At 36.3% G+C, this 13,910-nt stretch carries 12 protein-coding genes; 7 read left to right on the top strand and 5 right to left on the bottom strand.

The genetic code is table 11. The annotated features are described in order from the left end of the window. Positions 1-13: 13 nt before the first annotated feature. A complete protein-coding gene (gene lysS / locus FPB0191_RS00260) occupies positions 14-1,534 on the top strand; it encodes a lysine--tRNA ligase (RefSeq protein WP_039103175.1) in 1,521 nt (506 codons plus the stop codon). A 34-nt stretch (positions 1,535-1,568) separates the two neighbouring features. On the opposite strand, the gene argA is transcribed toward lysS, so the two are convergent. The 3 genes from argA to glmU form a co-directional block, all read right to left on the bottom strand. Beyond that, positions 1,569-2,906 carry an amino-acid N-acetyltransferase gene (argA, locus tag FPB0191_RS00255; protein ID WP_039103173.1) on the bottom strand — a complete coding sequence of 446 codons (1,338 nt, stop codon included), beginning with the start codon at positions 2,904-2,906 and terminating at the stop codon, positions 1,569-1,571. Between the two features lie 120 nt (positions 2,907-3,026). After that, complete coding sequence (gene glmS, locus FPB0191_RS00250) at positions 3,027-4,874, bottom strand: glutamine--fructose-6-phosphate transaminase (isomerizing) (protein WP_039103171.1); 1,848 nt, start codon at positions 4,872-4,874, stop codon at positions 3,027-3,029. A gap of 21 nt (positions 4,875-4,895) precedes the next feature. Next, positions 4,896-6,263, bottom strand: a complete 1,368-nt coding sequence (gene glmU, locus FPB0191_RS00245; RefSeq protein ID WP_039103169.1) for a bifunctional UDP-N-acetylglucosamine diphosphorylase/glucosamine-1-phosphate N-acetyltransferase GlmU — start codon at positions 6,261-6,263, stop codon at positions 4,896-4,898. A gap of 233 nt (positions 6,264-6,496) precedes the next feature. Between glmU and hemE the strand changes: the two genes are divergently transcribed. The 3 genes from hemE to FPB0191_RS00230 all read left to right on the top strand — a co-directional run bounded on the left by hemE (position 6,497) and on the right by FPB0191_RS00230 (position 8,616). Continuing rightward, the gene (hemE, locus tag FPB0191_RS00240; RefSeq protein ID WP_110021821.1) at positions 6,497-7,558 is read left to right on the top strand and encodes a uroporphyrinogen decarboxylase; all 1,062 of its coding nucleotides are present in this window, start codon (positions 6,497-6,499) and stop codon (positions 7,556-7,558) included. Positions 7,559-7,580: 22 nt separating this feature from the next. Then, positions 7,581-8,174 carry a YjaG family protein gene (locus FPB0191_RS00235; protein ID WP_039103165.1) on the top strand — a complete coding sequence of 198 codons (594 nt, stop codon included), beginning with the start codon at positions 7,581-7,583 and terminating at the stop codon, positions 8,172-8,174. 169 nt (positions 8,175-8,343) lie between these two features. Continuing rightward, positions 8,344-8,616 carry an HU family DNA-binding protein gene (locus tag FPB0191_RS00230; protein WP_039103163.1) on the top strand — a complete coding sequence of 91 codons (273 nt, stop codon included), beginning with the start codon at positions 8,344-8,346 and terminating at the stop codon, positions 8,614-8,616. 66 nt (positions 8,617-8,682) lie between these two features. Here the strand turns inward: FPB0191_RS00230 and FPB0191_RS00225 are convergent, their stop codons facing one another. Then, on the bottom strand, positions 8,683-9,057 hold the full coding sequence (locus tag FPB0191_RS00225; protein WP_052236653.1) for an RnfABCDGE type electron transport complex subunit B: 375 nt from the start codon (positions 9,055-9,057) through the stop codon (positions 8,683-8,685). Further along, positions 9,057-10,769 carry a formate--tetrahydrofolate ligase gene (locus tag FPB0191_RS00220; protein ID WP_039103161.1) on the bottom strand — a complete coding sequence of 571 codons (1,713 nt, stop codon included), beginning with the start codon at positions 10,767-10,769 and terminating at the stop codon, positions 9,057-9,059. The genes FPB0191_RS00225 and FPB0191_RS00220 overlap by 1 nt, the downstream gene beginning before the upstream one ends. Before the next feature lie 397 nt (positions 10,770-11,166). Here FPB0191_RS00220 and sohB point away from each other — a divergent pair, with 397 nt between their 5' ends. From sohB to dsbC, 3 genes are read left to right on the top strand one after another with little or no spacing between them, the layout of a single operon-like run. Beyond that, complete coding sequence (gene sohB / locus FPB0191_RS00215; protein ID WP_039103158.1) at positions 11,167-12,204, top strand: protease SohB; 1,038 nt, start codon at positions 11,167-11,169, stop codon at positions 12,202-12,204. 19 nt (positions 12,205-12,223) lie between these two features. Then, positions 12,224-13,123, top strand: coding sequence for a site-specific tyrosine recombinase XerD (xerD, locus tag FPB0191_RS00210; RefSeq protein WP_039103156.1), 900 nt, complete (start codon positions 12,224-12,226; stop codon positions 13,121-13,123). Positions 13,124-13,165: 42 nt separating this feature from the next. Continuing rightward, complete coding sequence (gene dsbC, locus FPB0191_RS00205; RefSeq protein WP_039103154.1) at positions 13,166-13,870, top strand: bifunctional protein-disulfide isomerase/oxidoreductase DsbC; 705 nt, start codon at positions 13,166-13,168, stop codon at positions 13,868-13,870. Positions 13,871-13,910: the final 40 nt, after the last annotated feature.

Here is a 13,910-nt window from a genome sequence, read left to right as displayed (position 1 = left end):
TAAGGTAACAATCATGTCAATACAGCAACAAGATCAAATCAACAATAGCATGGAAGAATTAAATAACGAATTAGCGACACGTCGCGAAAAGTTAGTACAAATTCGTGAAAACGGTATTGCATTTCCAAATGATTTCCGCCGAGATGCAATTTCTAACGAACTCCACCAAAAATATGGTGAAAAGACTAATGAAGAGCTCGTTGAGAATAAAACTTATGTTGCCGTTGCAGGACGTATGATGATGCGTCGTATTATGGGTAAAGCGTCATTTGTATCGTTACAGGATGTAGGTGGTCAAATTCAACTATATGTTACTCGTGACGAATTACCGGAAGGGTATTACAACGAACAATTTAAAAAATGGGATTTAGGTGATATTGTTGCAGCCAAAGGTTATTTATTCAAAACTAAGACCGGTGAATTATCCATCCATTGCGAAGAAATTAGATTACTAACTAAAGCATTACGACCGCTTCCTGATAAATTCCATGGTTTAGCTGATCAAGAAACACGCTATCGTCAACGTTATTTAGATCTGATCACTAATGAAGAATCACGCAACACATTTAGAGCCCGTTCGCAGATTGTTGCTGAAATTCGCCAATTCATGAATGAATTACACTTCATGGAAGTGGAAACTCCAATGATGCAGGTGATTCCTGGTGGTGCATCAGCAAAACCATTTATTACTCATCATAATGCGCTTGATTTAGATATGTATCTGCGTATCGCTCCTGAACTTTATTTAAAACGTTTAGTGGTTGGCGGTTTCGAACGTGTTTATGAAATCAATCGTAATTTCCGTAATGAAGGTGTATCACCTCGTCATAACCCAGAGTTTACAATGATGGAACTTTATATGGCTTATGCTGACTATAAAGATCTGATCACTCTGACAGAAGAACTATTCCGTCGTTTAGCTGTTGTGGTCACTGGCTCTCCGGTTGTGCAATATGGTGAACATACTTTCGACTTCGGTAAACCGTTTATCAAAATGACAATGCGAGAAGCGATTTGTCATTATCGACCGGAAACTAACAGCGCCGATTTAGATGACTTTGTAAAAGCTTGCGAAATAGCGAAAAGTGTTGGCATTGAAGTTGAAAAAGGTTGGGGACTCGGTCGGGTAGTGACAGAAATCTTTGAAGAAGTTGCTGAATCTAATCTAATTCAACCAACATTTATTACCGAATATCCAGCCGAAGTATCACCATTGGCAAGACGTAACGATATTAATCCAGACGTCACAGATCGTTTTGAATTCTTCATTGGCGGTCGTGAAATCGGTAATGGATTCTCAGAACTTAATGATGCTGAAGATCAAGCTGAACGCTTTGCAGAACAGGTTAAACAAAAAGATGCCGGTGATGACGAAGCGATGTTCTTTGATGAAGATTATGTAACCGCTTTGGAACATGGTTTACCACCTACAGCTGGTTTAGGTATTGGTATTGATCGTACAGTAATGTTATTTACTAACAGCCATACTATCCGTGATGTCATTTTATTCCCAGCAATGCGTCCAACTAAATAATATCCTTTATAGCCGTTGACAATAACGTTAACGGCTAATCTTCACTGTTCAGTGTCATGATTAATATTTTTGAGTTACGTTGATAATTATAAAGTTGTTTCTTTTTAATGGGTAAATCGTCAACTTCAGCAGGAATAAAGCCTTTTTCTCTAAACCAATGAATACTACGAGTAGTTAAAACAAATAATTTCCCTATTCCCATTTTTTGAGCTTTTTCAACTAGCATGTCTAACAACATATCACCACGAGCAGAATTGCGGTAATCAGGGTGAATTGCTACACAAGCCATCTCCGCCATACTTTCCTCGAAATAAGGATAGAGTGCTGCACAGCCGATAGTCATATTATCTCTTTCTATAATCGTAAACTTATCTATCTCCATTTCGAGTTGTTCTCTTGAACGGCGTACTAAAATCCCCTGTTCCTCAAGTGGGCGAATTAACTCTAGAATGCCACCAATATCATTGATATTAGCATCACGGGCATTTTCAGAGTGTTCCATTGCAACTTGAGTACCAATACCATCTCGAGAAAATATCTCTTGTAGAATTGATCCATCAATCAAATAACTCACTAAATGACATCGATGTACACCATTACGGCAGGCACGTGAAGCTGCTCTTAAAAAACGAGCATCGCTAGATAGATGTTTACCCTGACGTTCTTTATCATTGACATAATAATCTGCATCTGCGGGGAAAAGATCGGTGATCACTTGACCAGATTCATCCAATACGCCTTGTTCACTACAAAAACTAATTAATTTATCCGCTTTTAGCTTAATTGCTACTTCTGCTGCAACATCTTCTGAGGCTAAATTGAAGCTTTCACCCGTGACTGAAACACCTACAGGTCCTAACAAAACAATTGAACCCGCGTTTAGTTGATTATTAATTCCTTCACTATTAATACGTCGAATCTTGCCGGTATGACAATAATCAACACCATCATCAACCCCTAATGGTTGAGCAATAACAAAATTACCACTGATCACATTAATATGTGCGCCTTGTAAAGGTGTATTATTCAGACACATTGATAAGCTACCTGTAATATTAAGTTGTAATAATCCAGTAACTTGCTTAATTATATCCAGTGTTTTTGCATCAGTAATACGGGTATACTTATGGTATTTGGGGGTGATATTTTGGTTTTTAAGTGCCTCATCTATTTGATTACGAGCACCATTAACGATCACTAATTTAATGCCTAAGCTATGTAATAAACCAATATCATTAATAATATTTGCATAATTATTACTTTTTAAAGTTGCACCCGTGAGTAAAATAACAAACGTTTTACCATGGTGGGAATTGATATATGGAACAGAGTGTCTTAAGCCTTTAACAAGTTCGGTAGTTCGTTCTTTCATCCCGATCACCAATATGAATAATTATGCGATTATTTTGTATTTTTATTTATTTTAATAAAAATCGCAAGTTTTTTAAATTAAACATACTGGCTTTATCAACGTATATTTAAATGACTTACGTTATTCTACGGTTACCGATTTGGCCAAGTTACGTGGTCTATCGACATCAGTACCTTTTATTAAAGCGACATAATATGCTAACAACTGCATTGGCACCGTGTAATAAATTGATGCTGTCAATTCCTCTATTTTAGGTAAGGCAATAACATGCATATTCTTACTGTCAGCATCAGCTAAATCACTATCCTCTGAGGTAAATATATAAAGCTGTCCACCGCGTGCCCTAACTTCTTCGATATTCGATTTAAGCTTATCTAATAAATGGTTATTAGCAGCAATCACGATAACAGACATATTTTTATCAACTAAGGCCAATGGACCATGTTTTAATTCACCTGCAGCGTAGGCTTCTGCATGTATGTAGCTCGTTTCTTTTAGTTTCAATGCGCCTTCAAGGGCAATAGGGAACTCATCACCACGACCTAAAAACAAAGTGTGTTGCTTATCAGCAAAATGTTTAGCTAATTTTTCGATTTTATCAGCACTTGATAGAAGTTGCTCAATACGATTAGGTAAAATCTGTAATGCTTCAACAATTTGTTTTTCAACTAAAGCCGGTTTATTTTTAATCTGACTAAACTTAGCAACTAGCAATAATAGTACGGTTAATTGCGTAGTAAAAGCTTTTGTCGAAGCTACACCAACTTCAGTACCTGCTTTAGTCAAAAGGACTAAGTCAGCCTCTCGTACTAATGTTGAGGCAGCGACATTACAAATAGCCAAAGTACTAATATAACCAATTGTTTTTGCTAAGCGTAAAGCGGCTAAAGTATCAGCCGTTTCGCCGGACTGTGATAATGTAATAAATAAACTATTTGGTCGCGTTGCAGGATTTCGATAACGAAATTCTGACGCAATTTCGACATCACATGGTATTCCTGTAATTGATTCAAACCAGTATCTTGCTACTAAGCCAGCATGATAGGCTGTTCCGCATGCCACAATCTGTATATGCTCTACATGTGCTAAAACGGTAGCATGCTCTTCTACTAGTTCGGAAAGGTCAACTTTTCCATGCTTGATGCGGTTAAGGAGTGTATTTTTAATGGCTATTGGTTGTTCAAAGATCTCTTTTTCCATGTAGTGGCGGAAATTGTTTTTATCGCCTGCATCATATTTCACATCGGATAAACATTCGTGGCGTGTAACTGTTTGTTGCTCTTTATCAATAATATTAATATTATCACGACAAATCTCGACAATATCTCCTTCTTCAAGAAAGATAAATCGCCTTGTGACGGGTAACAAAGCTAGCTGATCCGAGGCGACAAAATTTTCTCCCTGACCTAAACCAATCACTAGCGGACTACCTGAACGAATTGCCACTAAACGATCAGGATTACGGCTATCCATTATTACAACACTATAGGTTCCCTGTAATTGTGGTCGTACTTTTTTTACTGCCTCAAATAATGAGCAATCGTTTTCAAGAATAATATCATGAATCAAATGTGCGATTACTTCGGTATCGGTTTCAGAACTAAATTGATACCCCTTATCAATTAACATTGTACGTAAAGATTGATAGTTCTCAATGATGCCATTATGTACAACGCTGATAAAACCAGAAACATGTGGATGCGCATTATATTCACTCGGCTGACCATGTGTTGCCCAGCGTGTATGCGCAATACCAATATGACCTTGAATAGGATGTTGGATAATTGCATCTTGTAAGACTTCAACTTTCCCCACTCGTCGGATTCGTTCTAATTGATATCCTTGTGCCAGTTTTGAAATTACCGCAAGTCCTGCCGAATCATAACCTCGGTATTCTAATCGTTTTAATCCTTCAATTAAAATATCCACAACATCACGTTGTGCTACAGCGCCAACAATACCACACATAAAAGCTCCTAAAGAGTTAATCTATTTAGTTATTTTTACCGGTCGTTTCCAGTTAGCAATATGTTTTTGTTTAACGCGACTAACAACCAATTCATCGTCATTAACATTGCTAGTAACCGTAGTTCCAGCAGCAATCGTTGCACCGTTACCGATGGTAACCGGCGCGATTAATTGACTATCCGATCCCACAAAAACATCATTACCAATAGTCGTTTGAAATTTATTAGCACCATCATAATTACAGGTAATAGTTCCTGCTCCAATATTAACATTTGAGCCAATCTCACTATCACCTAAATAAGTTAGGTGTCCAGCTTTAGTGCCTTTTCCAAGATGCGCTTTTTTTAATTCAACAAAATTACCAATATGAGCACTATCCTCTAATTGGGTGCCCGTACGTAATCTTGCAAATGGTCCAACGGTACAATGATTGGCAAGTTTACTACCTTCAATCACACTATAAGGACTAATGACACTATGATCACCAATCACACAATCTTTTAAAATACAACCGGCACCGATATAAACATGATTACCCAATTCAACCTTACCCTCAATAATGACGTTACAATCTATTGTGACATCTATACCGTGAGTAATCTCACCTCTTAGATCGAAACGTTGCGGATCAAGTAATGTCACACCATCAGCCAATAGTTGATTTGCTAATTGTTGTTGATAAATACGTTCTAGATTAGCTAGTTGTAAACGGTTATTCACACCGGCGACTTCAAAAGGTTGTAATGGATGGCTAGCAACAATTGCATGCCCTTCCTGATGAGCTAAAGCAATAATATCTGTTAGATAAAATTCATGTTGAGCATTATGATTATTAATCTTCGTTAACCAACTTTTTAGTAAACGTCCAGGTACTAGCATGATACCTGTATTCACTTCCTTAATGGCTTGCTGTTCTGGCGTCGCATCTTTTTGCTCGACAATTGCCACAACATTTCCTTCTTCTCGCACGATTCGACCATAACCCGTTGGATCATCTAATACTACAGTCAATAGTGAAATACCATTTTCTGGCTTATTAGCAATTAAAGTCTCTAGGGTTTGTTTAGATATCAATGGTGTATCCGCATAGAGGATTAAAATGTCCTCATTATCGTTAATATAAGGTATGGTTTGCTGCACTGCATGCCCTGTACCTAATTGCTGTTCTTGAAGAACTAATTGTACTGGTTGACTATGTAGAGCTGTTTCTAATTGTGTTTTTCCATGCCCATAAACAACATAAATATGATCAGATCCTAATTGAATGACCGTATCAATAACATGCTGTAACATCGTTTTGTGACCAATTTTATGTAGCACTTTAGGGAGATTAGAATACATGCGGGTACCCTTACCCGCAGCAAGAATAATAGAACTTAATTGAGGCATAATTGTAACCAAGATAACAAATTTATGGTTACTATAATAAAAGATAGAGTGGTTAACAATCTTAATTGCCTTGTTAAAATTTAATTTTTATAACGAAATAAGTTGCGTTTTATTTTCTGTTGAAATTAGATAGTGATCAAAGTTTAAATATTATCTCAACTACATCATCTCTGATTAATGTTATAATAACAAACATATAAGATTAATCAGCGTTATATTAGGATATTAGGAATATCATGCCATTAAAAAATGATCGCTATCTTCGCGCTTTGCAGTGTCAACCGGTCGATTGTACGCCAATTTGGATGATGCGTCAGGCTGGTCGCTATCTGCCAGAATATCGACATCTACGCGCTCAAGCAGGTGATTTTATGACGATGTGCAAAACGCCTGAGTTAGCATGTGAAGCAACTCTACAACCAATACGGCGTTATGATCTAGATGCGGCGATCATCTTCTCTGACATTTTGACAATTCCTGATGCGATGGGGTTAGGTCTTTATTTTGAGCAAGGTGAAGGACCAAAATTCAAGAAAAGTATCAATGATATCAGTGATATTAAACAATTAGCTATTCCCGATCCTGAATCAGAGCTTGGCTATGTTATGGATGCGATTCGATTAACTAAACGTGAATTAAACGGCAAAGTACCCTTGATTGGTTTTTCGGGTAGCCCGTGGACTTTAGCCACCTATATGATAGAAGGCGGAAGCAGTAAGACATTTACTAAAATAAAAAAGATGTTATACAGTGATCCTTTATCATTACATTTATTACTAGATAAATTAAGCGATAGTATTGCACTCTATCTTAATGCTCAAATCCAAGCAGGCGCGCAATCTATTATGATTTTTGATTCTTGGGGAGGCGTTTTAAGCCACACAAGCTATAATGAATTTTCCCTCTATTACATGACAAAGATCATATCACTTTTAAATCGTGGGAAAAAGCAAAATACCTTTACACCAGATTATGTGCCAGTTACGCTATTTACCAAAGGTGGCGGGTTATGGTTTGAAAAAATAATGTCATCAGGCTGTGATGCTATTGGCGTTGATTGGACTGTTGATCTTAGTTCATTACCAAAAGAAAAAGTCGCCATACAAGGTAATCTTGATCCTACTGTATTATATGGTAATCGCCATACTATTGAAGAAAGTGCTAACCAAGTACTTAAAGAATATGGTCACTATAACGGTCACATTTTTAATCTTGGTCATGGCATTAATCAAGATACACCATTAGAAAGTGTCGATATTTTGATTAACGTTGTCCATCAACGATCTAAAAGATAATAAGTTTTTAAAGGTTATATTAATGATACAAAATCCTATACATTTACGTTTAGCAAAACTCTCAAATCAGCAACTAACTTTATTTATGGTTTGTCTTTGCGAAAGAATGTATCCTAATTTTGCTTTTTATTGTCAACAAATTGGCAATACTGATCACCGGATCTATAAGAATATTCTCGACTTAATTTGGGAAACATTATTAGTTAAAAATACTAAGATTAACTTTGATAATCAGCTCGAAAAATTAGAGGAAATTATCCCATTGGCGCAACCTGATAGTGTGTACAGTGTTTATCCAGCAATTGATGCTTGTCAGGCATTAAGCGAACTGTTGCATGCTAATTTAAGCGGTGATTTCATTGAATTTGCCGTATCTATAAGCCAATTATCGCTTAAAACTATCGCTGAATTAGAAATGAATCAAACTAACCAACAATTATCTATCGATGAGATTAAAACTTTACCGGCTATTTTAGATGAACTCGATATTCAATGGGAGATCTATCGACTGATAAAAAATGACGAAATAAATAATGGGTTAGCGTTTATAAAAGGCTTAAAACAGGATTTGCGAGAGGATCAAATTAGCAATATAGGTGTTTTTTTGAGCAATTAGTAGGCAACAATCTAGCTTTTAAACATTTTTTTTAAATTATACTTTAATCTTAGTGAAATATAGTCTACATTGGGTGGTAATATCGATCTGTGCTTAACTTGGAGTTATACTTCGTATCGTAGTTTTAACTTCTATTCTCAACTATAAATTATTATGTAAGGATATGTCCATGAACAAAACAGAACTTGTAGATGCTATTGCGGCTAAAGCGAACATTACTAAAGTTGCGGCTAAAAATGCCCTTGAAGCAACGTTGTCTGCGATCACTGAAAGCTTAGAAAAAGGTGATTCTGTACAGTTAGTCGGTTTTGGTACCTTTAAGGTAAATAGCCGTAAAGCGCGAACTGGCCGTAACCCTAAAACTGGTAAAGAAATTAAAATTGCAGCAACAACTGTTCCTGCATTCGTTGCTGGTAAAGGTCTTAAAGACGCTGTAAAATAGTTGGAACCAAAAATAATAATTTTTTAAAAGACCTGCCGTTAGAGCAGGTCTTTTGATTTTAAGGTATTATTGCGCTTGATTTCGACGAGCTTTAGCGCGAGCAATGGCATCTGCAACCTGCTGTTTACGTATGTCTCCCGTGACAGCTGACGTAGTAGCTGGTTTGACTTCTAATAGCGGTTTAGCAGTTAAGCGAATTTGCTTCTTCATTTTTAATTGATTTTCAGCATACTTTGACATCGCAATTGATGGTGTTTGCAGAATAATACAATTCGTCGGACAAGCATTAATACAGTTCTCGCAAGAAGTACAGTATTGAGGAATAACGGTATGAAGCAAATGTCTTGCTCCTACAATAGCATCAGTTGGGCAAACACGTATGCATTTACCACAACCGATACAATTTTGCTCATCTATATAAGCTGTTAAAACTGTTGTCATTAACTTAAACCAACTACTTGACCATTTTCATCAATATCAATTTGACGATATGCTGGATTAGTACCTAACCCTGGCATTGTCATAATATTACCGGCATAAACGCGAATAAATCCAGCCCCTGCTGAAATAGCTAAATGACTAATATCGATATCAAAATCAATTGGCACATTTTTTAGTGCTGGATCAGCGCTAATGGACATTGGCGTTTTAGCCACACATAATGGTAAATGATCTAATTGCAGATTCTCAATATCCTGAATATCTTTTTTTGCTTGTTCCGATAAGTTTATCTTCTTAGCACCATATTTTTTAGCTATTTTCTCAATTTTAACCATTAATTTATCATCACTTTGATAAGGTAGCTTAATTTCACTCTTTTGCTCACAGGCATTGACGACATGTCTTGCCAATTTTTCTGCACCTTTACCACCTTTAGTAAAGACCTCACTGACTTCACATGCAAAAGCACCATGATGTAATGCATATTGTTGTAAAAATGCCAATTCTTCATCACTATCATGCGGAAAACGATTGATTGCTACAATCACTGGCATACCATAACTTTTGGCATTTTGAATATGCCAAGCTAAATTAGCTGCACCAATTTCGAGCAATTCGACATTTGATTCTGATATCTCTTTAGGAATAGGCTGTCCTGGTTTTATGTTATATTTACCGCTATTGGATTTTAAACTACGTACCGTTGCCACTAAGACTATACATGACGGCGCAATACCAGATTGACGATATTTAATATTGAAGAATTTTTCCATCCCCATATCCGAGCCAAAACCGGCTTCAGTAATAACATAATCAGCTAATGGCAAAGCAACGCGATCAGCAATAACGGATGAATTACCGTGAGCAATATTGGCAAATGGTCCGGCATGAATCAATACTGGCGTATTTTCAATTGTCTGCATCAAGTTAGGATGAATAGCTTCTTTCAATAATACTGTCATCGCACCTGCGACTTCCAAATCTTCAGCGGTAATAACACCACCTTCCGTATTATAACCAAGAATAATCTTACCAATACGTTGACGCATATCATGTAAATCATTGGCTAATGCTAATATTGCCATTAATTCAGATGCAGCCGTTATTTCAAATCCATCTCGACGTTCGATACCATTGACACCACCACCGAGGCCGACTGTTACATGACGTAATGCACGATCATTATGATCAATTACACGCTTCCAAATAATTCGATCTTTATCGAAATTTAGCCGCGGTAAACCGGTTTTAGCGGTAAATTCATCACCCAAACGCTCTTCATGGTATAAGCGTGAGTCAATTGCAGCTGATGCTAAGTCATGGGCGGCGGTGATAGCATGTATATCACCAGTCAGGTGTAAATTAAGTGTTTCCATTGGCAATACTTCAGCTTGACCACCACCTGCAGCGCCACCTTTGACACCAAATACGGGTCCTAAACTTGGTTGTCGAATACAAGCAATTGCTTTCTTACCGATATAGTTTAAACCTTCGCTTAACCCGATAGTATTAACGGTTTTTCCTTCCCCTAAAGGTGTTGGGGTGATCGCTGTGACCAGTACCAGTTTACCTTTAGCTTTATTCTGATTGGCTTTAATAATTGATAAATCAACTTTAGCAACGTATTTGCCATGAGGAATTAGATGATCATGATCAATGCCACATTGTTGTGCTATCTGATCAATTGGCAATAACTGATTTATTTTTGTCATAATGAGCGTCTCATTGTTTAGTTTATTACGCCGTTTGCGTGAGTAGAATAGTATATTAAAATTGTTTTATTGAATAAAGATATGATTTTAACCTACGATAAGTTATAGATTTTTTCTATAATAAACCTTAAAAGAAAATAGCCCAATAATCGACAACATAATACCGAAATATTGATTCTTACTAACATTAATTATTGAGTAAAAAACACGTAAAATCGACGATTGTTGCGTAAATTTGCTATGATAGTCTTACTTCATCATTAAAATAGTTTTAAGTATGAGATTAACGTTCATTACTCAATCATGAATCGGTTTAAATCGTAATAAACCGAGTGTGCTTAATGAAACGCAATAACGCATGGCATACCGATTAATAATTAAGGGGAATAAATATATTATGCAGTGGCTTTCTCAATATTTCGTTTTTCTTGCTGAAACAGTGACGATTGTTATCGCTATTTTTGCTGTTTTGCTTTTTATTTTTGCTCAAAAAAAGAAATCAATGCCAACTGGTAGCTTTGAAATTAAAGATATAACGGAAGAATATCAGAACACCAAAGAAACAATGCTACGCAATATCATGGATGATGTTGCTACCAAAGAATTCAATAAACAACAAAAGCAACAACGCAAAAAAGAAAAAAAACAGCTAAAACAAGCTCAAAAGTCACAATCTGATAATACAAATCATAATAAACCAAACTGCTATGTATTGAGTTTCAATGGGAGTGTCGATGCCCACGAAGTGGAAGATCTTCGTCAAGAAGTTACCGCCATTATTTCAATAATAAAACCCGAAGATAAAGTACTATTAAAACTGGAAAGTCCTGGCGGTGTTGTGCATGGTTATGGACTTGCTGCATCACAACTATTACGTTTTCGTCAACGTGACATTGACCTGACTGCGGTAGTCGATAAAGTTGCTGCTAGCGGTGGTTATATGATGGCATGTACTGCAAACAAAATAATAGCTGCCCCGTTTGCCATAATAGGTTCAATTGGTGTTGTTGCCCAAATACCTAATTTCCATCGGTTATTGAAAAAAAATGACATTGACATTGAATTACAAACTGCTGGTCAATATAAGCGAACTTTAACCATGTTTGGTGAGAACACAGAAGAAGGACGAAAGAAATTCCAACAAGAATTAGAAGAAACACATCTATTATTTAAGGATTTTGTTTTCGAAAACCGTCCAAATGTTGATATTCAAGAAGTTGCAACAGGAGAACATTGGTTTGCCGTACAAGCAAAAGAGAAAGGACTAGTAGATGAAATTAATACAAGTGATGATGTTATACTTTCACTAATAGATAGTTATAAAATTATCAGTGTTAAATATCATCGACGTAAGAAAATTACGGAACGATTAGCTAAAAATATCGTCAGTGGTATTGAAAAGTTATGCTTTAGAAATAGCCGGACTATCTATTAATTACTAGCGGAAAAGGTTAATGATGTCACAGAACAATGTATTATTAGAACAGTTTTTAGATTCACTTTGGTTTGAAAAAAACTTGGCTGATAATACCATTCAATCTTATCGTTTAGATTTACAAGCCTTAACGAAAGCGCTAGAAGAACACAATGTGACATTGTTAACGGCCACAACTAGTCATCTACAAGATTTTTTACTGCAAAGAGTAGAAAAAGGTTATAAAGCTAGTAGTTCAGCACGTTTACTTAGTGCAATTAAGCGCTTATACCAATATTTATATCGTGAAAATTATCGCCATGACGATCCATCCGTCGTTTTATCCTCACCAAAACTACCCAAGAAATTACCTAAAGACTTAACTGAATCACAGGTTGAGGCATTATTACAATCGCCTAATCTTGAAGATGAGTTAGAAATACGTGATAAGGCAATGTTAGAGCTACTTTATGCAACAGGGTTACGTGTTTCGGAACTAGTAGGATTGCATTTAAATGATATCAGCTTAAATCAAGGTGTGGTTAGGATAATAGGTAAAGGAAATAAAGAGCGCTTAGTTCCTATTGGCGAGGAAGCAATTTATTGGTTAGAATACTATCTAAAATATAGTCGTGATAATTTACTCAAACGAGGAGCTAATGATATTTTATTTCCTAGCCGTTTGGGAATAAAAATGACCAGACAGACATTCTGGCATCGTATCAAATATTATGCCATACTAACGAATATTGATGTGGATGCGTTATCGCCCCATGTATTACGTCACGCGTTTGCCACGCATTTACTTAATCATGGCGCAGATCTACGGGTAGTTCAAATGTTATTAGGACATAGTAGTTTATCTACAACACAAATTTATACTCATGTTGCAACTGAACGCCTGAAGCATTTACATCGTATACACCATCCAAGAGCTTAAATTTCTATATTTATCAACAATATTGATACTAGGATCCAAATAATGAAAAAACTGATTTCTACTTTAACAATCGTCTTAGGAGCATCAATCAGTGTCGCTCAAGCGTCTGACGCTGATATCTTAAACACATTAAATAAACTAGGCTATCCATCAACAGATATCAAAATTGAATCATCACCTATAGCTTCAATTAAAACGGTTATTTCTCCAGATGGGGTACTCTATATCACTGAAGATGGTCAATTCATCACACAAGGTCCTATATTTAATATGCAAGGTGATAAACCCGAAAATATAGCCAATCCTTATAATGCAAAGTTAATCGCTAGTATAGACAAAAATGCAATTGTATATCAGGCGGAAAATGAAAAATATGTGATTTCAGTATTTACTGATTACACATGTAGCTACTGTAAGAAACTTCACCAAGAGATTCAAAGTTATCTTGATGCTGGTATTTCAGTCCATTATTTTGCCTTTCCAAGACAAGGGTTAAATTCTCAAGTAGCTAAAGATATGCAATCAATATGGAGTGCTGTAGACCGCAAAGCAGCCTTTGATAATGCATATAAAGGGGGCACTATCACACCTGCATCAAGTCTAGTTCCTTTTGTTAAAACACAATATGAAGTAGGTCGTCAAATTGGTCTTACTGGTACGCCGGCAATTGTTCTGCAAAACGGTCAATTGCTCTCTGGCTATGTACCGGCAGCGGAATTAATAAAAGTTCTTGATGATATTAACTAATTATTGCTTTATTTAATCCTCAAAATGGGTTTATGACGAT

The sequence above is a fragment of the Frischella perrara genome, assembly GCF_000807275.1.
Lineage (GTDB): Bacteria > Pseudomonadota > Gammaproteobacteria > Enterobacterales > Orbaceae > Frischella > Frischella perrara.
The sequence above is the reverse complement of the archived record's forward strand: the minus strand, read 5'-3'. Positions and strand labels throughout refer to the sequence as shown.

Bases quoted from the DNA above. Each gene is read 5' to 3' on its own strand.
- FPB0191_RS00220 (WP_039103161.1), bottom strand. From the start codon at position 10,769: ATGACAAAAATAAATCAGTTATTGCCAATTGATCAGATAGCACAACAA.
- glmU (WP_039103169.1), bottom strand. From the start codon at position 6,263: ATGCCTCAATTAAGTTCTATTATTCTTGCTGCGGGTAAGGGTACCCGC.
- sohB (WP_039103158.1), top strand. From the start codon at position 11,167: ATGCAGTGGCTTTCTCAATATTTCGTTTTTCTTGCTGAAACAGTGACG.
- dsbC (WP_039103154.1), top strand. From the start codon at position 13,166: ATGAAAAAACTGATTTCTACTTTAACAATCGTCTTAGGAGCATCAATC.
- lysS (WP_039103175.1), top strand. From the start codon at position 14: ATGTCAATACAGCAACAAGATCAAATCAACAATAGCATGGAAGAATTA.
- FPB0191_RS00225 (WP_052236653.1), bottom strand. From the start codon at position 9,057: ATGACAACAGTTTTAACAGCTTATATAGATGAGCAAAATTGTATCGGT.
- FPB0191_RS00230 (WP_039103163.1), top strand. From the start codon at position 8,344: ATGAACAAAACAGAACTTGTAGATGCTATTGCGGCTAAAGCGAACATT.
- xerD (WP_039103156.1), top strand. From the start codon at position 12,224: ATGATGTCACAGAACAATGTATTATTAGAACAGTTTTTAGATTCACTT.
- FPB0191_RS00235 (WP_039103165.1), top strand. From the start codon at position 7,581: ATGATACAAAATCCTATACATTTACGTTTAGCAAAACTCTCAAATCAG.
- argA (WP_039103173.1), bottom strand. From the start codon at position 2,906: ATGAAAGAACGAACTACCGAACTTGTTAAAGGCTTAAGACACTCTGTT.
- glmS (WP_039103171.1), bottom strand. From the start codon at position 4,874: ATGTGTGGTATTGTTGGCGCTGTAGCACAACGTGATGTTGTGGATATT.